Source organism: Comamonas humi (genome assembly GCF_054782535.1).
The window spans coordinates 148,524-169,622 of the sequence record NZ_BAAGSH010000005.1 but is presented as its reverse complement, the minus strand read 5'-3'; the positions used below and the strand labels follow the sequence as shown (position 1 = coordinate 169,622).

The following is a 21,099-nucleotide window of genomic DNA, read 5'->3' as shown; positions in this document are numbered from 1 at the left end:
TCATGCATTCATCAGCCGCCTGCCGCCATCAGCGGCGCGCGGTACACAGCGGTCGCCGCTCTGGCGCAGATCCAGGCGCTGCGCCATCTCGTCCACCAGGGCGTCCAGCGCCAGCAGGTCCGCCTCGGCGCGGTCCATGTGCAGCACCGTGCACAGGACGGCCACCGGCCCCTTGCGCGCATGCCGCAGCTCGACGCGCCAGCCATGGCGCTGCCGCGGACGGTCCTGGAAGGCCACACGGCCCAGGCTCCATTCGGCGGCGGGCTCCAGCAGCCAATGTACCGAAGGCTCCATGCCCGTGCTGCGGATGCGGCGCTGCGCCACATCGGCGACGCAGCCACGCCCGCCATCGACCAGCCCTTCGCCCAATGGCGCACTACGCCGCCTGCGCCAGCGGTGCAGACCCAGCCATGCCAGCGCCACGACGGCGAGTGCAGCCAGCGCCTCGCGCCCGCTGGCGGCCTGCCAGAACGACAGCGCGATCACCACCGCCATGGCCCAGGCCAGCCCCCGCATGGCGTCACCCCACGCGGGGCGCCCCAGGTCGACGAACTCGGGCAGCGCCCACTGCGGCTGCGTGGAGACTGCCTGCAGCAGCGGGGCCAGGGCTTGCTGGGCGGAAACCGTCATCGGCTGCTCCCACGGGCGGCGGCGCTGCGCACCCGCTTCAGGCCGCGAGCGCGTGCGTGCGCTGCACCAGCTGTTCCAGCTTGGCCTTGGCCGCGCCGCTGTCGATGGCCTGGCGTGCGCGCTCCAGGCCGTCGGCGATGGAGTCGGCCACGTTGGCCGCATACAGCGCCGCGCCAGCGTTCAGGCACACGATGTCGCGCGCCGGGCCCTGGGCGCCGCCCAGCACGTCGAGCAGCATCTGGCGCGACTGCTCGGGCGTATCGACGCGGAAGGCCCGCGTGCCCACCATGGGGATGCCGAAGTCCTCGGGATGGACCTCGTACTCGCGCACCACGCCGTCCTTCAATTCACCCACCAGGGTGCCGGCGCCCAGGCTGATCTCGTCGAGCCCGTCGCGGCCGTAGATCACCAGCGCATGCTCGGCGCCCAGGCGCTGCAGCGCGCGCACCTGGATACCGACCAGGTCCTCGTGGAACACGCCCATCAGGATGTTGGGCGCACTGGCCGGGTTGGTCAGCGGGCCGAGGATGTTGAAGATGGTGCGCACGCCCAGCTCGCGCCGCACCGGCGCCACGTTCTTCATGGCCGGGTGGTGGTTGGGCGCGAACATGAAGCCAATGCCCACGTCGGCGATGCACTGCGCGATCTGCTCAGGCGCGAGGTCGATATGCACGCCCAGCGCCTCCATCACGTCGGCGCTGCCGCTCTTGCTGGAGACGCTGCGCCCGCCGTGCTTGCTGACCTTGGCGCCGGCCGCCGCGCACACGAAGATGGCGCAGGTGGAGATGTTGAAGGTGCTGGCGCCGTCGCCGCCGGTGCCCACCACATCAACCATGTGCGTGCTGTCGGCCACATGCACCTTGGTGGAGAACTCGCGCATCACCTGCGCGGCGGCGCTGATCTCGCCGATGGTCTCCTTCTTGACGCGCAGGCCGGTGGTGATGGCCGCCGTCATCACCGGCGACAGCTCGCCGCGCATGATCATGCGCATCAGGTGCAGCATCTCGTCGTGGAAGATTTCGCGGTGCTCGATGGTGCGCTGCAGCGCTTCCTGGGGGGTAATCGACATGGGAATCCAATCTCCAAAAATCAGGCCAGGGGCAGGGAACGGTTGGCTTTGCTCAGATCATCGTGCAGCGCGACCACGCCGGCAATCGCTGCATCGGTGCGCTCCGGCCCCAGCGCCTGCACGAAGCGGCAGGCGGCGTAGCCGGCGCTGCGCTGCTCGTAGCGGGCCACCCAGGCCTCGCGCTCGGGCAGGCGCTCGGGGTTGATGGGCCACACGCCCGGGCGCGGGCGCATGTGCTCGGCGATGTCCATGCGCCAGGGCTTGCCGGTCAGGCGGGCGCGAAAGCACCGCTGGTTGCGGCACATGCGCGCGTACAGCCGGTCCACGCCGATGGCGTCGAAGAAGCGCTGCACCTCGGGCTCCAGCGGATCGAAGGGGCGGTGCGTCGCCAGCACCCGCATGCCCGCGGGGGTCTGGTACAGGCGCAGCGACCAGTCGGGGTGGGCCGCGGCAAAGTCCTGCACCCGCTGCAGCGCCTGCTGCTGGATGCCGGGGGCCGCCACGGCCCGGGCGCGCGCCTCGGCGCGGCCCTGCAGGCTCGACACCACCACCAGTGCAACCAGGCTGGCCACCAGGGCCGCCGCCACGCCAAACCCAGTGCCCGCCACCCGCTGCACGGCCGCAAAGGCCAGGCCTGCCGCGAGCGCGATGGCGACGAGGTAGACCTTGCCCCAACCAGAGGTATAGCGGGGCTGTTCGTAGTCCACATCGGCGAACAGCGCGCGCGGCGTGTTCAGGCAGTGCGCGCCATAGCTGTTGCGGGTGACGACCTCGGGCCCGGCACGCTGCAGTACCTCTTCGCGGATAGGCACGCCGTCCGCGCCGTTGTAGGCCACCTTGCGCTCGAAACCGGGCTGCGGCACGCCGGCCAGCACCTGCGCCATCGCCTCGTGGGCGCGCGCATCGGCCATCGCCTGCGCATCGAGCTGGCTCATGTCGGACCAGCCGAAGCGCCGCATCGTGACCTGCCGGCCGCGCACGCGCTGCTGCACCCTGCCCTGCGCCCAGTACTCGGGAATGATCATGCGCGCCCCCTGCTTCGATCGGCCGGCACGGCCGCGCTATGCGCCATCGAGAAAGTTCTTCAGCATGGCGTGGCCATGCTCGGTGAGGATGCTTTCCGGGTGGAACTGCACGCCCTGGATGGGCAGCTCGCGGTGGCGCACGCCCTGGATCTCGCCGTCGCCGCTGGTGGCAGTGATCTCCAGCACCTCGGGGCAGGTGGCGCGCTCGATCACCAGTGAGTGGTAGCGGTTGACGGTGAACTGCTGCGGCAGGTGGGCGAATACGCCCTGCTGCGTGGTGGTGATGACGCTGGTCTTGCCATGCATCTGCTGCACCGCGCGGATGATGTTGCCGCCAAAGGCCGCACCAATCGCCTGGTGGCCCAGGCACACGCCCAGGATGGGCAGCTTGCCGGCAAAGTGCTGGATCGCGGGCACCGAGATGCCGGCCTCGGCCGGCGAGCACGGGCCGGGCGAGATCACCAGCCAGTCGGGCCGGTGGGCAGCGATTTCCTCGAGCGAAGTCTCGTCGTTGCGCACCACGACCACCTCGACGCCCAGCTCGCCGAAGTACTGCACGATGTTGTAGGTGAAGCTGTCGTAGTTGTCGACCATCAGGAGTTTTTTCATGGCCTGCTTTCTAGTCTGTGCCGGCCTGCAGCCGGGCGAGTTCGCGGTGCTCGTAGGCGATGTACGCCTCCATCATGCTGCGGTAGATGGCCTCGATCACGTCGGGCTGGCCACCCTCGGCCGCAGCGCGCTCGCGCACGCGGGCGACGATGGTTTCGATGCGGTCCTCGTCGCGCACCAGGTCGGGGTCGTTCTTGACCTTGGCGGCCTGCGTCATGTAGCCACCGCGCGTGACCAGCAGCGGCACGAGGATGTCGTCCAGCGCATCCACCTGGCGACGCACCTCGGCCATCGTGGCGCAGTCTTCAACCTTGTCGATGGCGCGCATCATTCCAGCCCCTCCTCCACCAGCTCGGCCGCGCGCAGCAGCGCGCGTGCCTTGTGTTCCGTTTCCTTCCATTCCAGCTCGGGCACCGAATCGGCCACCACGCCGGCCGCGGCCTGCACGTAGAGCATGCCGTCCTTGATCACGCCGGTGCGGATGGCGATGGCCAGGTCCATGTCGCCGGCATAGCTCAGATAACCCACGGCGCCGCCGTAGATGCCGCGCTTGGTGGGTTCGAGCCGGTCGATGATCTCCATCGCATGCACCTTGGGCGCGCCGGTCAGCGTGCCGGCCGGGAAGGTGGCCTTGAACACGTCCATGCTGTTCATGCCTTCCAGCAGCGTGCCTTCGACGTTGCTCACGATGTGCATCACATGGCTGTAGCGCTCGACCACGAAGGCCTCGGTCACCTTGACGCTGCCGGTCCTGGCGATGCGGCCGATGTCATTGCGCGCCAAGTCAATCAGCATCACGTGCTCGGCGCGCTCCTTGGGGTCGTTGACCAGCTCGACCTCGGCGGCCTTGTCCTTCTCGGGCGTGGCGCCGCGCGGGCGGGTACCGGCCAGCGGGCGGATGGTGATCTTCTCGCCGCCTTCCACGCGCTCGTGCCGCACCAGGATCTCGGGGCTGGCGCCCACCACATGGAAGTCGCCCATGTGGTAGTAGTACATGTAGGGGCTGGGGTTGAGCGAGCGCAGCGCGCGGTACAGGCTCAGCGGGCTTTCGGTGTAGCGCTTGTGGATGCGCTGGCCCACCTGCACCTGCATGAAGTCGCCGGCGGCGATCAGCTCCTTGGCCTCGTCCACCGCCTTCAGGTAGTCGGCCTTGGCAAAGCTGCGCTGCGCCGGGTGGCTGTCGCCCGCCTTGATCTGCGGCACGCTCACCGAGTAGCGCAGCCGCTCCTTGAGCTGGCGCACGCGCTTCTTGGCGCGCGAATAGGCCTCGGGCTCGGCCGGGTTGGCGTAGACGATGAGGTAGAGCTTGCCCGAGAGGTTGTCGATGACCGCCACCTCCTCGCACTGCAGCAGCAGGATGTCGGGCGTGCCCAGGCTGTCAGGCGGGCAGGAATGCTCCAGCTTCTTCTCGATGTGGCGCACGGCGTCGTAGCCGAAATAGCCCGCCAAACCGCCGCAAAAGCGCGGCAGCCCGGGGCTGACCGCCACCTTGAAGCGCTGCTGGTAGCTGGCGATGAAATCGAGCGGATTGCCCGGCGCCGTCTCCACCACCGTGCCGTCGGTCACGACCTCGGTCTGCGCTGCGGCGCCGAAGCCGGTGGCGCGCAGCAGGGTGCGGGCGGGCAGGCCGATGAAGCTGTAGCGCCCGAAGCGCTCGCCGCCCACGACGGATTCGAGCAGGAAGCTGTACTTGCCGTCGTCGTGCGTATGCGCCAGCTTCAGATAGAGGGAGAGCGGTGTTTCCAGATCGGCGAAGGCTTCGGCGACGAGTGGAATGCGGTTGTAGCCTTGGTCGGCCAGACTTTTGAATTCGAGTTCGGTGATCACGAAGTCGTCCCCAGCTAGGGCAGCGCACGCTGGAAGTGTGTGTCTCGTGCGCTGCAGTTCATCAAAGAGAAGGCCATGCCACAGGGCATGACCGGAGGGCGCACGCTGGGGCGTGTCACCCAGCGGCAATCAAACGGTCACGTGCGCAGGCTTACGCCAGGGCCAAGCTCCCCGGTGCGAACGACCTGCAATGACTGCTTGATGGATGAACATGGCGGCTAGTGTAGCAAACGAAACCGGCGCGCTGGCAAAAGCCGGGCATTTCCGCGCGGTCGACGATCAGCGGGTGCGGACCAGCTGGACGACGGCCAGTTGCCGGCGGATCGCCTCCTCGTCGGCCGGCACCAAGCAGTAGGCCAGCCCGATGCGGCTGATCAGCGCGATGAGTTCGTCCAGCGGCTGCACCGCCGGGCCGTGGAGATCGGCATAGCGCTGGTACGGCGCCGCCAGCAGCTCGCGCCACATGGGGGCGATGTTCTCGAAGATCAGGCCGAAGACCTCGGCCGTTCCGCTCCGGGCCAGGTAGGTGTGGTGGAACCCGCCGTTGTGCCGGTCGAGGTAGCGCACGGCAAAGCAGATGCACTCCGGCAGGTAGCGCTCGAAGTCGTCCTCGATTGCGCTCAGGTTGCGCCGCATTTCCTCGAAGAAGGCGGCGTTCTCGGCGCTGATCACCGCCTGGATCAGTTCCTTCTTGCTGCCGAAATAGCGGTACAGGGTGCGCCGCGAGATGCTGGCCCGCTGGGCCACGTCGTCGATGGCAAAGCCCTCGACCCCCTGGGCAATCATCGCCTCCAGCGCCGCACGCAGGATCAGCGTGCGGCCATCGCTGGCGTTCTCCATTCTGCTGGCGCCATCCCAGCGCAACTGTCGGCTCATGTGCACCTCTTGCATCCGGTGCCGGACCCCTGCCCGGCCAGCGCGCCATTTTCGCATGCGTGGCACAACATCCAGATTTGTGCCATCATTTGGCACATTTAATTTAATATGTGACATAGCAAGATCAAAAGGTTGCCATGAGACAAAACCAAAGCCATCCAGAAAGCCATCCGCTGTGGGATGCCGAATACGACGTGGTCGTCGTCGGCTCCGGCGCCGGGGCCCTGACCGCCGCGCTGCGCGCGCACGACCAGGGCCTGTCGGTGCTGGTCATCGAGAAGAGCGAGGTCTACGGCGGCACCACGGCGGTGTCCGGCGGCGGCATCTGGATTCCCTGCAACGGCCAGATCGAAGGCCTCGGGGGCAGCGATTCCTACGAAGAAGCCGTCACCTACCTGCGCGAGGTAGTGGGCACGGAATACGACCCGCAGCGCATGGACGCCTATCTGGAGAACGGCCCGAAGATGGTCCAGTACCTGGCCGCGGACGCCGATGTCCACTTTCTCGCCGTGGCGCGCTACCCCGACTACTACCCCGAGCGCCAGGGCGGCAAGCCCGGCTACCGCACGATGGAGCCCAAGCCCTTCGATGCCCGCAAACTGGGGCCGCATTTCGACGACATGCGCCCGTCCTCGCCGGCCACGCAGATCGCCGGGCGCATCTCCATGTCCCAGGTCGAGGCCCACACCATCGTCGCCAAGGAGCGCGGCTGGCTGGGGCTGACTGCCAGGCTGGCCCTGCGCTATGCACTGGATGTGCGCTGGCGCCTGCGCACCCGCCGCGACCGCCGCCTGACGCTGGGCAACGCCCTGGTCGCCAGCCTGCGCGCGGCGCTGGAGCAGCGCGGCATTGCGCTGTGGCTGAGGACGACCATGCTGTCGCTGCAATATGCCGGCGGCCGGGTCACCGGCCTCGCCGTCGAGCGCCAGGGCCAGCGCCTGCAAGTGGGCGCGCGCCGTGCCGTGATCCTGGCCTGCGGTGGCTTCGAGGCCGACCAGGCCATGCGCCAGCAGTACCTGCCCGCGCCCACGCGCGCCGAATGGACGGCCGCGCCGCCCATCAACACCGGCGATGGCATACGCGCCGGCCTGGAGCTGGGGGCCGACACGCACCTGATGGGTGACACCTGGGGCGTGCCCACGGTGCATGTGCCGGGCGAGGCCAGCCAGCGCGGCCTGTTCGTGGAGCGGGCCTTTCCACGCTGCGTGATGGTCAACCGCCTGGGCCGGCGCTTCGTCAACGAGGCCGCTCCCTACACCGACATCATCTACGCCATGTATGCCGACCAGCAGGCCAGCGGCGCCAACACGCCGGCCTGGCTGGTGTTCGACGCCGAGTACCGCAAGAACTACCCCTGCGGCGTGCTGCTGCCCGGCAGCGTGCAGCCTGACAGCAAGATCCCCGACGGCTGGCTGGACAAGGTCATCTACCGCGCCGACACGCTGGACGCCCTGGCCCGCAAGATAGGCGTGGACGCCGCGGGCCTGGGCCGCACCGTGGCGCAAATGAACCGCTTTGCCGCCGAAGGCACGGACCCCGAGTTCGGCAAGGGCAACAGCCTGTTCGACCGCTACTACGGCGACTCCAACTGCCAGCCCAATCCCTGCCTGGGGCCGATCGAAAAGGGACCGTTCTACGCGCTGCGCATAGATCCGGGCGAACTGGGCACCAAGGGCGGGCTGCGCACCGATGCCTTCGCGCGGGTGCTGCGTCCCGACGGCTCGGCCATCGCCGGCTGCTATGCCGTGGGCAACACCTCGGCCGCGCTGATGGGCAAGACCTACCCCGGGCCCGGCTCCACCATAGGCCCGGCTATGACCTTTGCCTACATCGCGGCCAACCACATCGCTGGCACGGCGGCTGCCTGAAGGAAGAACATCCATGGCAGACCTCACGGAAGACCTGTGCCTGGACGCCAGCGCAGTCGCGGCCTGGGACGACGAAGCCGAGGTGCTGGTCGTGGGCAGCGGCATGGCCGGCGTGTGCGCGGCGCTGGAAGCGCGGGCCGCCGGCGCCTCGGTGCTGGTGGCCGAGCGCAGCGGCGGCGGCGCCAGCACCACGGCGGCGGCCTCGGGGCACTTCTACCTGGGCGGCGGCACGGCCGTGCAGCGCGCCTGCGGCTTCGAGGATAGCGCCGAGGACATGGCTCGCCACCTCACCGCCACGTCCCTCGCACCCGATGCCGAAAAGATAGAAGCCTACTGCTGCGGCAGCGTGGCCCACTTCGACTGGCTCGAAGCCCAGGGCATTCCCTTCGAGCGCAGCTACTACCCGCACAAGAACGTGATCCAGCCGGGCAAGGACTGCCTGATCTGGACGGGCAACGAGCAGGTCTGGCCCTACCGCGACCAGGCCCGGCCCGCGCCCCGCGGCCACAAGGTGGCCTTCGACGGCGAGGACGGCGGCGCGGCGCTGGCGCTGAACCTGCTGGCGCAACGCGCCGAGGCCCAGGGCGTGCGCACCAGCCTGTACAGCAAGGTCGATGCGCTGCTGCGCGAAGGCCAGGGGGCGCACAGCCGCATCGTCGGCGTGCGCGTGCGGCGCTTTGACGAGACGTTGCACCTGCGCGCTACGCGCGGCGTGGTGCTGGCGGCGGGTGGCTTCGGCCAGAACCCCGAAATGGTGGCGCAGCATGTGCCGGTGCTGGGCAGTTCCTACATCCAGGGCGGGCCCCACGATGACGGCCTGGGCATACGCCTGGGCCAGGCGGCCGGCGGTGCGGTGCAGCACATGGACCAAGCGTTTCTGACCTCGCCCTTCTACCCACCCGAAGACCTGCTCAAGGGCATCCTGGTCAACCGCGACGGCCGGCGCTTCGTGGCCGAGGACTCCTACCATGCACGCTCCAGCATCGCCAGCGTGCGGCAGCCCGAAGGCAAGGTCTACCTCATCGTCGATGCCGAGATCTTTGCCTACCCGCGCTTTGCCGAGCTCACGCGCCAGCGCCTGGTCGACGGCTTCGAGACCGTGGCCGAGATGGAAGCCGGCCTGGGCCTGCCGGAAGGCGCACTGCAAGCCACCCTGCGCGACTACAACCAGCATGCGGCGCAGGGGCAGGACCCGCAGTTCCATAAATACCCGAAGTGGCTCAAGCCCTTGAGCCAGGGCCCCTACGCGGCCTTCGACCTGTCGTTTGGCCAGGCCGTGTACACCGGTTTCACGCTGGGCGGCCTGCGCGTGAACGCCGTGGGCCAGGTGCTGGACGACAACGCACAAGCCGTTGCCGGCCTGTATGCGGCCGGGGCCTGTGCCTCCAACATCGCGCAGGACAGCAACGGCTATGCCTCGGGCACCTGTCTGGGCGAAGCCTCCTTCTTCGGCCGCCGCGCCGGCCGGCACGCGGCCCAGCAGGCACTTGGATGATGACCATGACAGACAACCTCGCCCCCTGGCTGGGCCCCATACGCCAGATCAGCTTCACCACGGCCAGCCTCGACCAGTTGATGGGCTTCTGGGAAACCCAGGTCGGCATAGGCCCGTGGACGGTGTTCCGCGGCCTGCGCCTGAACCTCAGCCACGAAGGCCGGGCCATCTCCCCGCCCTTCGACGTGGCGCTGTGCATGCATGGCGACATGCTGTTCGAGCTGATCCAGGTGCGCGGTGACGGGCCTTCGCCCTTCCACGATGCGCTGGGTCGCCCCGTCATCGGTCTGCAGCGGCTGGCCGCCTTCAGCCAGGACTTCGATGCCGACGTACAGCGGGCCGAAGCCCATGGCATGGAGCATTTCGCCCAGGGCCGCGACGCCACCGGCCAGCGCTACAGCTACTTCCGCAGCGCCGCCGCGCCCGGCGTGCTGCTCGAGCTGCTGGAGCTCACCCCCGCCTTCGCCGGCTTTGTCGACGCGCTGCAGGCGCGGGCCCGCCGCTATGGCGCGCCGCAACCTCTTTCCACCCCATCCATGAAAGCCTCTTCCATGCCAGACACCCCTACCCCCTCCTCCATGCACGCCGCGCAATTGCGCGCCTATGGCGACGTCGACCAGTTCGAGCTGGCCCAGGTTCCCGTGCCCCAGCCCGGCCCCGGCCAGATCCGCGTGCGCGTGGCCGCGGCCGCCATCAACCCCGTGGACGTGAAGGCGCGCAAGGGCTGGCTCAAGGACTGGATGCCCATGAGCTTTCCCGCCCAGCTGGGTGGCGATGTGGCCGGCATCGTCGATGCCGTGGGCGAAGGCGTCAGCGACTTCCAGCCCGGCGACCGCGTCATGGGCATGCTCAACCCCTTGAGCGACGGCGCCTATGCCGAATACGTGGTGTTCCACGCGGCGCAATTCGCCCAGGTGCCGGACGGCATGGACTTGGCCGAAGCCGCCGCCCTGCCCACGGGCGGCCTCACGGGCACGCAGCTGGTGGAAATCGGCGTGGCACCCCGCCAGGGCATGAAGGGCCTGGTGACGGGCGCGGGCGGATCGACGGGCCGCGCCGCCGTGCTGGCCGCGCTGGATGCGGGCGCCCAGGTCTATGCGGGCGTGCGCAAGGGCAGCGAGGCCCTGGTGGCCGACCTGCCGGTAGCCGGCGTCATCGACCTGAGCGATCCCGCCGCGCTGGCGGCCGCCGGGCCCTTCGACTTCATCGCCGATACCGTGGGCGGTGCCGTGGCCGAGCAGCTTTTCGCCTACGTACGGCCCGATGGCGTGGTGGCCTCCACGGCCTTTCCGCCGCCGGCGGCGCCGGCCGGCTCCACCCAGCGCAGCACCTCGCTGATCGTGCACTTCGACGGCCCGCGCCTGCAGCGCTTTGCGCGCGAGCGCATGCGCCAGCACCCCATGCCCATCGCCCGCCGCTTTGCGCTGGCCGAGGTGGCCGACGCGCACCGGCTGATGGAGCAAGGCGGCGTGGGCGGAAAGATCGTGCTCATTCCCTGAGGCCAGTGCCATGCCCGTCCCCCCACGCTACCCCCACCTTCTGTCCTCCGGCCGCATCGGCACGCTGGAGCTGCGCAACCGCATCGTCGTGACCGCCATGGGCGCCAGCCTGGCCGAGCCCGATGGGCACTGCGGCGAGCGTCTGGTCCGCTACCACGAAGCCCAGGCCCGCGGTGGCGCGGGCCTCATCATCACCGGCGTCGCCGGCGTGGCCTGGCCGGTCGGCGGCAACCAGACCTGCCAGATCGCCATCTCCGAGGACCGCTTCCTGCCCGGACTGGAAAAGCTGACGCAGGCCGTGCATGCGCATGGCGCGAAGATTGCCGCGCAACTGCACCACGGCGGCCTGGTCGGCATGGAAGACATGCTCGCGGGGCGGCCCATCTGGGGGCCGTCCTACCCCGGCATGCCTTCGGGCGACTTCACCGCCACCTTCCTGCCCGAGGAGCTGGCGCGCGCCCCGTTCAGCCGCATCCGCGAGGTCAGCGTGAAGGTCATGGAGCCAGCGGACATCGCCACCGTGGTGGCACAGTTCGCGGCCGCCGCGCTGCGCGCCCGGCGCGCCGGCTTCGACGGCGTGGAAATCCACGGCGGCCACGGCTACCTGCTCGGCTCCTTTGTCTCGCCCCACAGCAACCAGCGCACCGACGCCTATGGCGGCCCGCTGGAAAACCGCCTGCGCCTGCTGCTCGAAGTGCTGCGCGCCGTGCGCCAGGCCGTGGGCGCGGACTTTCCCGTGTGGTGCAAGCTCGACTCGCGCGAGGAAGGGCAGGCCGGCGGCATCACCATCGAGGACGCCGTGCGCAGCGCCGCGCTGCTCGAAGCCGCCGGCGCCGACGCCATCACCGTCACCGCCTACCACGACGCGGGCCAGCCCCTGCTGCACTCGGCCTCGCACACACCGCACGCGCCTGGCCTGAACCTGCCCTTTGCCGCGCGCATCAAGGCCGCCGTCACCATTCCGGTGATTGCCTCGGGGCGGGTGGAGCCCGAGGTGGCCGACGCCCGGATCGCCGCCGGCGAACTCGACTTCGTCGCCATGGGGCGCAAGCTGCTGGCCGACCCGGAGCTGCCGCGCAAGCTGGCGCTGGGCCAGCCCGAGGCCGTGCGGCCCTGCGTGTACTGCTACACCTGCATCAGCGCCATCTACCTGGGCGAGCCGGCGCGTTGCGCGGTCAACCCGGAGCTGGGCCGGGAGCACCTGCAGCGTCCGTCGGCAGTGAGCGGCCGGCACGTCGTCGTGATCGGCGGCGGCCCCGGCGGCATGGAAGCCACGCGGCGCCTGGCGGCCGATGGCCACCGCGTGACGCTGCTGGAGCAGGCCGACCGGCTCGGCGGCACGCTGCGCTTCGCATCGCTGGGCTACCCCGCCAACGAGCGCCTGCTCGACTGGCTGCAGCGCGCCGTGGCGCAATCCGGCGCCGAGGTGCGGCTGCGCACGCCGGCCACGCTGGCGCTGCTGCAGCGCCTGGCGCCCGATGCCGTGGTCGTGGCCACCGGCGCCCGGCGCGGCCTGCCCGACATTCCCGGCAACGACCTGCCCCACGTGCTCAGCGGCGACGACATGCGCCAGCTGGTGCTGGGCGGCAGCTCGCCGGAGCTGGCGCGCAAGCTGAGCTGGAGCACCCGCCTGGCCGCGAAGGTCGGCGCCGCCACTGGCCTGACGGCCAACCTGGATTTCCTGCGCCAGGCCACGCGCCAATGGATGCCGCTGGGCCAGCGCATCGCCATCATCGGCGGCGAACTCGTCGGGCTGGAGCTGGCCGAATTCCTGCTGGAGCGCGGCCGCACGGTGGCGGTCGTCGATGCCGCGCCGCGCCTGGGCGCGGGGCTGACCGTGGTGCGCCGCATGCGGCTGCTGGCCGAGCTGCAGGCGCATGGCGTGCAGCTCTTCGCGGGCGCCGCCGACATCCGCATCGGCGCCGCGGCGGTGGACTTCCGCGACGCTGGAGGCCACGCCCGGGCCATCGAGGCCGACCAGGTGATCGTCGCCCAGGGCGCCAGCGGCGACCTCACGCTGGCCGACCAGCTGGCGCAGGCCGGCTTTGCGGTGCACGCCGTGGGCGACTGCCAGGGCGTGGGCTACATCGAGGGCGCCATGCGCGATGCGGCCCAGGCAGCCACGCGCATCTCGCAGGGAGCCGCCACGGTGGCGGAGACCATGGCGGTCAGCGCCTGAACACCTCCAAGGGCATCAAAAAACAGAGCTGCCAGCGCTCTCTACACCTTATTTTCAAATGGTTTTCATATGAAAACCTTGGTGTACCAAGCGCTGGCAGCTATCTTTTTTAAAAGCTTTTTCCCAAAGACTCACTGCGCCAGGTCGATCTCCTGCACGGGGTTCGAGCCGTCCCAGTCCCGGGATGCAGCAATGCCCTGGCGGATCATCTCGCGCATGGCCGCGCCGTGGATGACTTCGTACAGCACGCCGGGCTCGGCCGGGTCTTCCAGGTAAGCCACCTTCGACGCGGCATTCGAGGCCTCGAACACCACCTGCAGCCCGCCGGCCTGCAGGCGCGCCACGGTCTGCTCCAGGTCCTCGACCACCCAGGCCATGTGGTGCATGCCGCTCAGGGCGCGGCCCTGGGCATCGCGGTAGGGCGAGGGCGAAGCGTTCGTCACCTGGATGAGCTCGATCTGCACCGAACCCTGGTAGGCCAGGCCCACGTCCATGGTCACCGTCACCGGCTCGCCGCGGTAGCGCCCCTGCATGCTGACGTTGCGGAACACCGTCCACGGCCCCAGGCCAAAGTGCCGCTGCCAGCGCTGCACGCCGGCTTCGAGGTTGTCAACGAGATAACCGATCTGGTCCAGCGGACCCAGCCACGCCCTGCTCATGGGATTGTTCCTTGCCATCGAATTTCAGCCAAAGGGAGGCGCCGCTCCGAAGCGGGCGGCACCATTACGGCACAAATATCAAAATTTGCGACATATACATTGTCACAGTTTCTGGTTTTTGTGCCAAGCCAATCTGGGTGAAATCCGATCCGGTCCAGCCCGGTCAAAGCGCCGTCACGCCGGCCTCCAGGGCCATGGCGCCCCGCTGCAGTTGCTGGCGCAGCACCCGCTGCGGCTGCAGCAGTGCCAGCAAGGCTTCCAGCAGGCCGTGCGCCTTGCCGGTGTTGTCGCCCGAGAAGTTGCAGACATAGATGTCCAGCGTGGCGTTGCCCGCCTCGGGCCAGGTGTGCAGCGCGAGGTGCGACTCGGCCAGCAGCACCACGCCGGTCACGCCGCCCGCGCCAGGAAAGCGCACCCAGCGCTCGCCCACCGCGGTCAGCCCCGCCGCGGCGACCTGCTGCTGGCACAGGCGCGCGAGTTGCGCCTCGTCGAGCAGCCAGGCGGGATCGCACCGGCAGCCATACAGGTCCGCCGTCAGGTGCAGGCCGTCCATCACACGTTGCCGGGCACCGGCTCTGCCACCACCCCATCCAGCTGTGCCAGCGAATCCACGTAGGCGCGCGCCGGCACCTCGCGGATATCGCGGCCGTGGTTGTAGCCATAGGTGACCAGCACCACCGGGCAGCCCGCCGCCTGCGCGGCCTGCGCGTCGTTGCTAGAGTCGCCGATCATCAGGGTGCCGGCAGGCTCGCTGCCCAGCGCCGCGCAGGTCCGGACCAGCGGCAGCGGATCGGGCTTCTTGCGCTCGAACGAGTCGCCGCCGAACACGCATTCGAAGTACCCGCGCAGGCCCTTGGCCTGCAGCAGCGGCTCGGCGAACCCCAGCGGCTTGTTGGTAAGGCAGGCCAGCTTCAGCCCCTGGGCTCGCAGCTGCGACAGCCCCTGCTCCACCCCGGCATAGACGCGGGAGTACTGGCCGTTGATGGCGAGGTAATGGTGCTGGTAGCGCTCCCAGGCCTGGGGATACAGCGCCTCGATGGCCTCCGCCGTCGGCTCCGAGCCTTCCTGCGCCAGCACATGGCGCAGCACCGAGCGCAGCAGGTGCTCCGAACCCTTGCCCACCATGTCCTCGATCGCCGCGGGCGCGATCGCCGGCAGCCGCAGGTCGGCCAGCATGCGGTTCAGCGCCTCGGCAAAGTCGCCCATGGTGTCCACCATGGTGCCGTCCAGGTCAACGATGGCGGCGTGAAAGCGGTGCGGGTTCTGTGTCATGGATGTGCCGCGTGGCCTTCATGCCCCGCTCTTGCCTTTGTTGTTTCCATTTCCATTGTTGCTGCCGGCATTGGGATTGCCATTGCCGTTGGTCGTGGAGTTGCCGTTTCCGTTGGTAGCGCCGTTGGCATTGCCGTTTCCGTTGCCGCCGCTGTTGTTGTTTTCACTGCCGCTGTTGCCGTTGGTTCCGGAATTGCCGTTGCCAGTGTTTCCGGCTCCTCCATTGGCGTTGCCATTGCCATTTCCGTTTCCGTTGGCATTGCCACCGCTGTTGTTGTTTTCATTGCCGCTGTTGCCATTGGCGCCGGAGTTGCCGTTGCCGGTATTGCCGGTTCCGCCATTGGCGTTGCCATTGCCGTTTCCGTTGGCATTGCCGCCGCTGTTGTTTCCATTGCCGCCGTTGCCGTTGGCTCCAGAGTTGCCGTTGCCGGTGTTTCCGGTTCCTCCATTGGCGTTGCCATTGCCATTGCCGTTTCCGTTGGCATTGCCGCCGCTGTTGTTTCCATTGCCGCTGTTGCCGTTGGCTCCAGAGTTGCCGTTGCCGGTGTTTCCGGTTCCTCCATTGGCGTTGCCATTGCCATTGCCGTTGGCATTGCCACCGCTGTTGTTGCCATTGCCGCTGTTGCCATTGGCGCCAGAGTTGCCGTTGCCGGTATTGCCGGTTCCGCCATTGGCGTTGCCATTTCCGTTTCCGTTGGCATTGCCGCCGCTGTTGTCTCCATTGCCGCTGTTGCCGTTGGCTCCGGAGTTGCCATTGCCGGTATTGCCGGTTCCGCCATTGGCATTGCCACCGCTGTTGTTGTTTTCATTGCCGCCGGAGTTGCCGTTGCCGGTGCTGCCAGCTCCTCCATTGGCATTGCCAGTGCCGCCGCCAGGCTCGTTGGCGGCAGGCAGAGCGGGCTGGCGGATCAGCGCCCGCTCCGCCACCAGCACACCGCCCACCATGCGGCCGGCAACCTCCAGCGTGACGCCCAAGCCCACGTCGCCGGCCTGTCCGCCGGTGATGGTGGCGCCAGCCAGGTTGACCTGCGTGCCCTGCACCACCAGCGATTGCAGCGAGATAAATTTCGTCACCACCCCGGTCAGCGCCACCGACACACCCGCCTGCGGTGACAGCGCATGGGCCGGGCGCAGCTGCTGCGCCTGGACCACGCCGCCCACCGGCACCGACGCCGCGCTCACATACAGCACGACGCCATTGGTCAGCTTGCCCACATCCAGCCCGCCCACCGTGGCCGCCTGCCCATACTCGACCAGCAGGTTGCCCAGGCGGAAGCGGCGCGCCACCGTGTCCAGCTCCTGCACCTCGCCCCACAGCATGGGCGCCGATACAACCGCGACGGCTTCGACGCGCGAGGCCCGCAGCGCGCTGCCGCCCGAGCCACCAGCGGGCAGCGCATATACCTGCACGGCCTGCCCCGGCTGCAGCGCCCCGATGCCGTCCAGCCCGGCGAATACCGTGGCATCGTCCACCGACACCGGCACACCCAGCACCTTGAACCGGCCTGCTGCCGCTTCCACCGCATCCACCGTGCCGCGCAGCTCGGGCACCGACAGCACGTAGCTGGCCGTGCCGGTGCTCAGCCCCGCATCCACGGTGCCGCTCACCTCCACCGTCATGCCCCGCTTCAGGTCCAGCCAGCTGTGCTGGCCAGCGGCACCGTCGATCTCGACCTGTGCCTGGCGCGTGTCGAAACGCACGCCGTTGACGGCGACCTGCCCGTTGCCGTCCACGCCATCGACGCTGCCCACCGCCACGACCGAGCGGAAGATACCCGTGCCGCCCGAGCCGATGCCATCGCCGCCTCCGCAGGCGGCCAGCATCAGCGCCAACGCCACCAGCAGTACCGCCTTCAACGCGCGTATTCCTGTTTTCATGTTGGCCCCTTGGTATGTACGTTCTTGTGGTGGCCAGGCTCTGCGGCCGGGCCTTCTGGAGACTCATCCTCGTGGTAGACATAGATGCCCACGCGCATCCGCGCCGTGCCGTGGCCTTCGGCCTCGGCATGCGCCTGCCCCATGTCGCGCACCAGCTGGTAGTGCATGGTCTCCCAGCGCTCGCGCATCAGCAGATGGATGCGCTCGCACTCCTGCGCCGTCAGGCCCGATGCATAGACCGCGCGCTCCAGCATCCGCGGCTGCTGCCCCATGGTGTTGCCCACGGCCGCGAGCAGATGGTCGCGCACGTTGTCGCCGGTGAAGGCCAGCATGTCCCGCAGGCTGCCGGCCGGCACGAAGCCGTCGCCCGCCAGCTCCACCTCGCCCTCGGCATCGCCCGCCAGCACGGCCACCAGGCCCAGGCGCTGCAGCTCTTCCAGCAAGGCCCGGTGGTGCACATTGCCGCGCGAGGCCAGCCGCGCCACCAGCTCGAACGAGGGGCCGTCACCCGTATCCACGATGGGCAGGCGCCGCCGGGCGGGCTCGTCGGCCGCCAGCTGCAACCAGGCCGTGTAGGCCTTGGCGGCGGCCGAGCCCTCGGTGGCCGGCAAGGGGTCGCGCGTCTGGCGCACCCGCGCCGTCACGTCCTTGCGGTTGAGCCCGGTGGTGATCGAGAGCTGGCTCAGATTGGGGTGCGCCACCCCCTGGCCCCGCCACAGGTGCCGGGCCTCATCCAGCAGCAGGTCGCGCAGCACTTCTTCCAGCTGCGGATGCTTGAGCCCCATCGCCAGCGCGAGCCGCACCGCCGGGCGCAGTATGCGCGCCAGGGCGGATTGGGTCCAAGTCAAGCGGTCTTGCATGGCAGATGTGAAAAAAGTGTGTAGATGAAGTTACAGACTGACATTGTCGCCGCACTCGGCTCGCAATATCGCCACCAGCCTCCAAGGCTACCGCTCATCGGCCCTCTGCTACCGCCCGTCCCCGATTTTTTCGGTAAAAATTCACATTTCCGTGAATGTGATAATTTCCCATTAATAAACAAATAAACACACTTGATACGGACGCCATGCATACACAAGAACGGCGAATGGGAGGGTTCACGCTGATCGAGCTGATGATCACCGTGGCCATCGTGGGCATCCTGGCGGCGATTGCGTACCCGTCGTATGCGGAGTACGTGCGCAAGTCCCGCCGCGCGGAGGCCCAGTCCGTGCTCATGGACATTGGCACCCGCCAGCAGCAGCGGCTGCTCGATACGCGCACCTATGCAGGCGCGACCCCGCCCAGCGACGCCGACACCCAGACGGCCCTGACGGCGCTCAACACCTCGGTCCCGCCTTCGGTGAGCGCCTCCTACACCCTCAGCATTGCCGCCGGCGGGACGCCCCCGACGTTCACGGCCACGGCCACGCCCACCGGCAACCAGGCCCGGGACACCTGCGGCACCCTTTCGCTCACCCACACCGGCGCCAAGTCGCCCAGCACCTGCTGGTAATGGGGACCACCGCATGCATGCCCGCCATCGCACCGTCCCACACGGCTTCACGCTGATAGAGCTGATGGTCACCATTGCCGTGCTCGCCATCATCCTCACGCTGGCAGCCCCGTCGTTTCGCCAGTTGCTGGAAGCGCAGCGCATCCGGGCAACGGCTTTCGACGTGGTGTCCGACCTGATCCTGGCGCGCAGCGAAGCGCTCAAGCGCGGCGCCACGACCACGCTGACCCCCGCGGCCGGCGGCTGGGCCAGCGGCTGGAGCCTGACCGTGGGCACCGAAGAGATCAGCAAGAAGAACCAGGTGGGCGGCGGCGTTTCGTTCGCGACGGCCCCCGGCTCCGTCAGCTTCAACGGCAGCGGACGGGTCTCGTCCAGCGCCAGCGTCGTGCGCTTCGAGCTGAGGACCAGCGATGCATCGCGCCAGCGCTGCATTTCGCTCGATCCTTCGGGGCGGCCCAAGAGCACCACCTCCGCCTGCCCGACCTAAAGCCATGCAGACCTACTCTCCCCCATCCCGCGAGGGCGGCATCGCGCTTTTGGAGGTGCTGATGGCCATGCTCATCACCGCCTTCGGCATCCTCGGCTTCGTCGGCCTGCAGGCCCGCACCGCGGTCGCGAACCTGGAGGCCTACCAGCGTTCGCAGGCGCTGACCCTGGTCAACGACATGGCCCAGCGCATCAACCTGAACCGCAGCAATGCCGACGCCTACGTGGCGAACGACATTGGCACCACGTCCTGCGCCTCGGCCAGCGCATCTGCCCCGACGACGGCCCAGAACGACCTCTGCGAATGGGCAGGCAGCATCCAGGGCGCCGGCGAGCTGCAGGGCGGGACCAAGGTGGGAGCCATGCTGAATGCGCGCGGATGCATCACCAAGGTCGCCAACATCACCAACCCTGCCAATAGCCACTACCAGATCAGCATTGCGTGGCAGGGCCTGCACGCCAGCGGCCCACCCTCGGTCGCCTGCGGCAAGAACGCGTTCACTGCCGAAGATCTTCGCCGCGCCGTTTCGATGGTGGTGCAGATAGCCAACCTCCAGGCCTCGCCATGATTCCCAGCCAGCATCAACACCCGCAGCGCGCCCGCCTGCGCGGCTTCACGCTCGTCGAGCTGATGGTCGGCCTGGCGATCGGCCTGGTGCTGGTCGCCGGCCTGGCGCTGGTCTTCGCCAATGCCAGCCGATCCCGCGAGGAGCTGGACAAGAGCATCCAGCAGATCGAGAACGGACGCTACGCCATCGAACTCCTTGAAGACGACCTCTCGCATGCGGGCTTCTATGGCGAGCTGCCGGCGGCCAGCTATGTCTACAGCACTCCGGCGGCCTGCGCCATCGCGCTGAACAGCCTGGGCTGGGACAAGACCGACCCCGCCCAGCCCAAGGTGCCCGTGCCCATCATGGGACTGACGCCGACGCAGGCCCATGCCTTGTCCTGCCTGCCCAATCACCGCAGCAATACGCCGGCCGTGGTCATCCACCGCCTCAGCACCGACGCCGTCGCGCCGGCCGGCATTCCTGCCGGCAACCTGGCGGCCTACCTGCAGACTTCGCGTTGCGCGGCAGACCCCTCGGCCGAGCGCTTCAAGATTTCCATCGCCGCGGCAGATTTCACGCTCAAGACCTACAAGTGCGATGCCGTCAACGCCGTGCGCCAGTATGTCTCGCGGATCTACTACCTGGCGGACTGCAACGAATGCGGCCAGGACACCACGCCCACGCTCAAGATGGCGGAGTTGCGCGACACCGACGCCGACCTCACCGTGGTTCCGCTGGCCGAAGGCATCGAGAACCTGGAGCTCCAGTACGGCTTCGACACCTCCGGTACGGGCAATGCCGACAAGTTCCTCGCGGCATTGAGCGGCACCGCGGGCGCCGCCGACAACGCCTGGAGCAACGTCGTCGCCGTGCGTCTGTACCTCCTGTCGCGCACGTCCAGCCCCTCCCCCGGCTTCGACGATGGCGGCAAGACCTACGACATAGGCCGGGCTGCAGCACTGGGCCCCTTCACCGACCATTACAAGCGCCGTGTCTACACGACCACCGTTCGGCTCACCAATGTGGCCGGCCTGAGGGAGGCTCCGCCCCCCGCCGCCACGCCTACCCCGCCGGCTTCGCCATGACCTACCGCCGCCCCCTCCCCTCCCGCTCGCGCGGCGCGACGCTGGTCGTCGCCCTGATCTTTCTGGTGCTCATGAGCCTGTTCGCGGTCACCGCCTTCAACAGCTCCAGCAGCAACATGCGCGTCATCGGCAACACGCAGGCACGCCAGGAAAGCGCCGCCGCGGCCAAGATGGCCGTCGAGGAAACCATCAGTTCATCTGCGTTCCACACCAATCCAGCGGGCGTCGCGGCGTCGCCGGTGCCCGTGGACATGGACGGCGATGGAACGCCCGACTACTCGGCCACCATCTCGCCCCAGCCATTTTGCTTCCGCGCCATCCCCACCATACTGCCCGCGGCCCCCAAGGACGATCCCAGCAAGGACCCCTACAAGAGCTGCCGGGGCTCCGACAACCCGGACCCGACCTATGTCGATGGCAGCGTCGCCGGCGCCGACCCGGCAGGCTGCGTGGATTCCGAGTGGAGCGTGCGGGCCGTCGTGGCCGATGCCGCCACCCGCACCACGGTGGCCGAGAACCAAGGCGTCGCCGTCACCATCTTTGGCTACCAGGTGGCCGACTACTGCAAATAGCCCCAGACCTACCGGAGCTCCCCC

21 protein-coding genes are annotated in these 21,099 nt (G+C 68.6%); 9 read left to right on the top strand and 12 right to left on the bottom strand.

What is annotated here, in order from left to right; translation table 11 throughout:
* The 7 genes from ACYVKR_RS05105 to ACYVKR_RS05075 form a co-directional block, all read right to left on the bottom strand.
* Positions 1–630 (bottom strand): hypothetical protein, encoded by a 630-nt coding sequence (locus tag ACYVKR_RS05105; protein ID WP_460479721.1) that lies wholly within the window; start codon positions 628–630, stop codon positions 1–3.
* 37 nt (positions 631–667) lie between these two features.
* The gene (gene trpD / locus ACYVKR_RS05100; RefSeq protein ID WP_460479720.1) at positions 668–1,699 is read right to left on the bottom strand and encodes an anthranilate phosphoribosyltransferase; all 1,032 of its coding nucleotides are present in this window, start codon (positions 1,697–1,699) and stop codon (positions 668–670) included.
* A gap of 20 nt (positions 1,700–1,719) precedes the next feature.
* Positions 1,720–2,724, bottom strand: a complete 1,005-nt coding sequence (locus ACYVKR_RS05095; RefSeq protein ID WP_460479719.1) for a hypothetical protein — start codon at positions 2,722–2,724, stop codon at positions 1,720–1,722.
* Positions 2,725–2,760: 36 nt separating this feature from the next.
* Positions 2,761–3,333 (bottom strand): anthranilate synthase component II, encoded by a 573-nt coding sequence (locus tag ACYVKR_RS05090; protein ID WP_460479718.1) that lies wholly within the window; start codon positions 3,331–3,333, stop codon positions 2,761–2,763.
* A 10-nt stretch (positions 3,334–3,343) separates the two neighbouring features.
* On the bottom strand, positions 3,344–3,664 hold the full coding sequence (locus tag ACYVKR_RS05085; RefSeq protein WP_460479717.1) for a chorismate mutase: 321 nt from the start codon (positions 3,662–3,664) through the stop codon (positions 3,344–3,346).
* Positions 3,661–5,160, bottom strand: a complete 1,500-nt coding sequence (trpE, locus tag ACYVKR_RS05080; RefSeq protein WP_460479716.1) for an anthranilate synthase component I family protein — start codon at positions 5,158–5,160, stop codon at positions 3,661–3,663. Before trpE ends, ACYVKR_RS05085 begins: the two co-directional genes overlap by 4 nt.
* A 279-nt stretch (positions 5,161–5,439) precedes the next feature.
* Positions 5,440–6,036, bottom strand: coding sequence for a TetR/AcrR family transcriptional regulator (locus ACYVKR_RS05075; protein ID WP_460479715.1), 597 nt, complete (start codon positions 6,034–6,036; stop codon positions 5,440–5,442).
* 137 nt (positions 6,037–6,173) lie between these two features.
* On the opposite strand from ACYVKR_RS05075, the gene ACYVKR_RS05070 reads away from it, so the two are divergent.
* Genes ACYVKR_RS05070 through ACYVKR_RS05055 form a run of 4 tightly spaced genes read left to right on the top strand, consistent with a single transcriptional unit; the run spans position 6,174 to position 13,077 of the window.
* Entirely contained in the window at positions 6,174–7,904 is a 1,731-nt protein-coding gene (locus ACYVKR_RS05070) for an FAD-dependent oxidoreductase (RefSeq protein WP_460479714.1), read from the top strand.
* Positions 7,905–7,917: 13 nt separating this feature from the next.
* Positions 7,918–9,399, top strand: coding sequence for an FAD-dependent oxidoreductase (locus ACYVKR_RS05065; protein ID WP_460479713.1), 1,482 nt, complete (start codon positions 7,918–7,920; stop codon positions 9,397–9,399).
* A 5-nt stretch (positions 9,400–9,404) separates the two neighbouring features.
* Positions 9,405–10,898 carry an alcohol dehydrogenase catalytic domain-containing protein gene (locus ACYVKR_RS05060; RefSeq protein WP_460479712.1) on the top strand — a complete coding sequence of 498 codons (1,494 nt, stop codon included), beginning with the start codon at positions 9,405–9,407 and terminating at the stop codon, positions 10,896–10,898.
* 10 nt (positions 10,899–10,908) lie between these two features.
* Complete coding sequence (locus tag ACYVKR_RS05055; RefSeq protein WP_460479711.1) at positions 10,909–13,077, top strand: oxidoreductase; 2,169 nt, start codon at positions 10,909–10,911, stop codon at positions 13,075–13,077.
* A gap of 131 nt (positions 13,078–13,208) precedes the next feature.
* On the opposite strand, the gene ACYVKR_RS05050 is transcribed toward ACYVKR_RS05055, so the two are convergent.
* The 5 genes from ACYVKR_RS05050 to ACYVKR_RS05030 form a co-directional block, all read right to left on the bottom strand.
* Positions 13,209–13,736, bottom strand: coding sequence for a VOC family protein (locus ACYVKR_RS05050; RefSeq protein ID WP_460479710.1), 528 nt, complete (start codon positions 13,734–13,736; stop codon positions 13,209–13,211).
* 163 nt (positions 13,737–13,899) lie between these two features.
* A complete protein-coding gene (speD, locus tag ACYVKR_RS05045) occupies positions 13,900–14,289 on the bottom strand; it encodes an S-adenosylmethionine decarboxylase family protein (RefSeq protein ID WP_460479709.1) in 390 nt (129 codons plus the stop codon).
* Positions 14,289–15,008 (bottom strand): HAD family hydrolase, encoded by a 720-nt coding sequence (gene gph, locus ACYVKR_RS05040; protein WP_460479708.1) that lies wholly within the window; start codon positions 15,006–15,008, stop codon positions 14,289–14,291. The genes speD and gph overlap by 1 nt, the downstream gene beginning before the upstream one ends.
* An 18-nt stretch (positions 15,009–15,026) precedes the next feature.
* Positions 15,027–16,886 carry a DUF5666 domain-containing protein gene (locus ACYVKR_RS05035; RefSeq protein WP_460479707.1) on the bottom strand — a complete coding sequence of 620 codons (1,860 nt, stop codon included), beginning with the start codon at positions 16,884–16,886 and terminating at the stop codon, positions 15,027–15,029.
* Complete coding sequence (locus tag ACYVKR_RS05030) at positions 16,883–17,746, bottom strand: DUF6502 family protein (protein ID WP_460479706.1); 864 nt, start codon at positions 17,744–17,746, stop codon at positions 16,883–16,885. Before ACYVKR_RS05030 ends, ACYVKR_RS05035 begins: the two co-directional genes overlap by 4 nt.
* A 206-nt stretch (positions 17,747–17,952) precedes the next feature.
* Between ACYVKR_RS05030 and ACYVKR_RS05025 the strand changes: the two genes are divergently transcribed.
* Genes ACYVKR_RS05025 through ACYVKR_RS05005 form a run of 5 tightly spaced genes read left to right on the top strand, consistent with a single transcriptional unit; the run spans position 17,953 to position 21,075 of the window.
* The gene (locus tag ACYVKR_RS05025; RefSeq protein ID WP_460479705.1) at positions 17,953–18,381 is read left to right on the top strand and encodes a type IV pilin protein; all 429 of its coding nucleotides are present in this window, start codon (positions 17,953–17,955) and stop codon (positions 18,379–18,381) included.
* A 13-nt stretch (positions 18,382–18,394) separates the two neighbouring features.
* Complete coding sequence (locus tag ACYVKR_RS05020; RefSeq protein ID WP_460479704.1) at positions 18,395–18,868, top strand: GspH/FimT family pseudopilin; 474 nt, start codon at positions 18,395–18,397, stop codon at positions 18,866–18,868.
* Positions 18,869–18,872: 4 nt separating this feature from the next.
* Positions 18,873–19,436 carry a type IV pilus modification PilV family protein gene (pilV, locus tag ACYVKR_RS05015; RefSeq protein ID WP_460479703.1) on the top strand — a complete coding sequence of 188 codons (564 nt, stop codon included), beginning with the start codon at positions 18,873–18,875 and terminating at the stop codon, positions 19,434–19,436.
* Positions 19,433–20,503: a PilW family protein gene (locus tag ACYVKR_RS05010; protein ID WP_460479702.1), complete on the top strand. Its 1,071-nt coding sequence runs from the start codon at positions 19,433–19,435 to the stop codon at positions 20,501–20,503. The genes pilV and ACYVKR_RS05010 overlap by 4 nt, the downstream gene beginning before the upstream one ends.
* Entirely contained in the window at positions 20,500–21,075 is a 576-nt protein-coding gene (locus ACYVKR_RS05005; protein WP_460479701.1) for a pilus assembly PilX family protein, read from the top strand. The genes ACYVKR_RS05010 and ACYVKR_RS05005 overlap by 4 nt, the downstream gene beginning before the upstream one ends.
* Positions 21,076–21,099 lie beyond the last annotated feature (24 nt).

Excerpts from the sequence above, each read along its gene's own strand:
- ACYVKR_RS05105 (WP_460479721.1), bottom strand. The coding sequence starts at position 630 with ATGACGGTTTCCGCCCAGCAAGCCCTGGCCCCGCTGCTGCAGGCAGTC.
- trpD (WP_460479720.1), bottom strand. The coding sequence starts at position 1,699 with ATGTCGATTACCCCCCAGGAAGCGCTGCAGCGCACCATCGAGCACCGC.
- ACYVKR_RS05095 (WP_460479719.1), bottom strand. The coding sequence starts at position 2,724 with ATGATCATTCCCGAGTACTGGGCGCAGGGCAGGGTGCAGCAGCGCGTG.
- ACYVKR_RS05090 (WP_460479718.1), bottom strand. The coding sequence starts at position 3,333 with ATGAAAAAACTCCTGATGGTCGACAACTACGACAGCTTCACCTACAAC.
- ACYVKR_RS05085 (WP_460479717.1), bottom strand. The coding sequence starts at position 3,664 with ATGATGCGCGCCATCGACAAGGTTGAAGACTGCGCCACGATGGCCGAG.
- ACYVKR_RS05075 (WP_460479715.1), bottom strand. The coding sequence starts at position 6,036 with ATGAGCCGACAGTTGCGCTGGGATGGCGCCAGCAGAATGGAGAACGCC.
- ACYVKR_RS05070 (WP_460479714.1), top strand. The coding sequence starts at position 6,174 with ATGAGACAAAACCAAAGCCATCCAGAAAGCCATCCGCTGTGGGATGCC.
- ACYVKR_RS05065 (WP_460479713.1), top strand. The coding sequence starts at position 7,918 with ATGGCAGACCTCACGGAAGACCTGTGCCTGGACGCCAGCGCAGTCGCG.
- ACYVKR_RS05060 (WP_460479712.1), top strand. The coding sequence starts at position 9,405 with ATGACAGACAACCTCGCCCCCTGGCTGGGCCCCATACGCCAGATCAGC.
- ACYVKR_RS05055 (WP_460479711.1), top strand. The coding sequence starts at position 10,909 with ATGCCCGTCCCCCCACGCTACCCCCACCTTCTGTCCTCCGGCCGCATC.
- ACYVKR_RS05050 (WP_460479710.1), bottom strand. The coding sequence starts at position 13,736 with ATGAGCAGGGCGTGGCTGGGTCCGCTGGACCAGATCGGTTATCTCGTT.
- speD (WP_460479709.1), bottom strand. The coding sequence starts at position 14,289 with ATGGACGGCCTGCACCTGACGGCGGACCTGTATGGCTGCCGGTGCGAT.
- gph (WP_460479708.1), bottom strand. The coding sequence starts at position 15,008 with ATGACACAGAACCCGCACCGCTTTCACGCCGCCATCGTTGACCTGGAC.
- ACYVKR_RS05035 (WP_460479707.1), bottom strand. The coding sequence starts at position 16,886 with ATGAAAACAGGAATACGCGCGTTGAAGGCGGTACTGCTGGTGGCGTTG.
- ACYVKR_RS05030 (WP_460479706.1), bottom strand. The coding sequence starts at position 17,746 with ATGCAAGACCGCTTGACTTGGACCCAATCCGCCCTGGCGCGCATACTG.
- ACYVKR_RS05025 (WP_460479705.1), top strand. The coding sequence starts at position 17,953 with ATGCATACACAAGAACGGCGAATGGGAGGGTTCACGCTGATCGAGCTG.
- ACYVKR_RS05020 (WP_460479704.1), top strand. The coding sequence starts at position 18,395 with ATGCATGCCCGCCATCGCACCGTCCCACACGGCTTCACGCTGATAGAG.
- pilV (WP_460479703.1), top strand. The coding sequence starts at position 18,873 with ATGCAGACCTACTCTCCCCCATCCCGCGAGGGCGGCATCGCGCTTTTG.
- ACYVKR_RS05010 (WP_460479702.1), top strand. The coding sequence starts at position 19,433 with ATGATTCCCAGCCAGCATCAACACCCGCAGCGCGCCCGCCTGCGCGGC.
- ACYVKR_RS05005 (WP_460479701.1), top strand. The coding sequence starts at position 20,500 with ATGACCTACCGCCGCCCCCTCCCCTCCCGCTCGCGCGGCGCGACGCTG.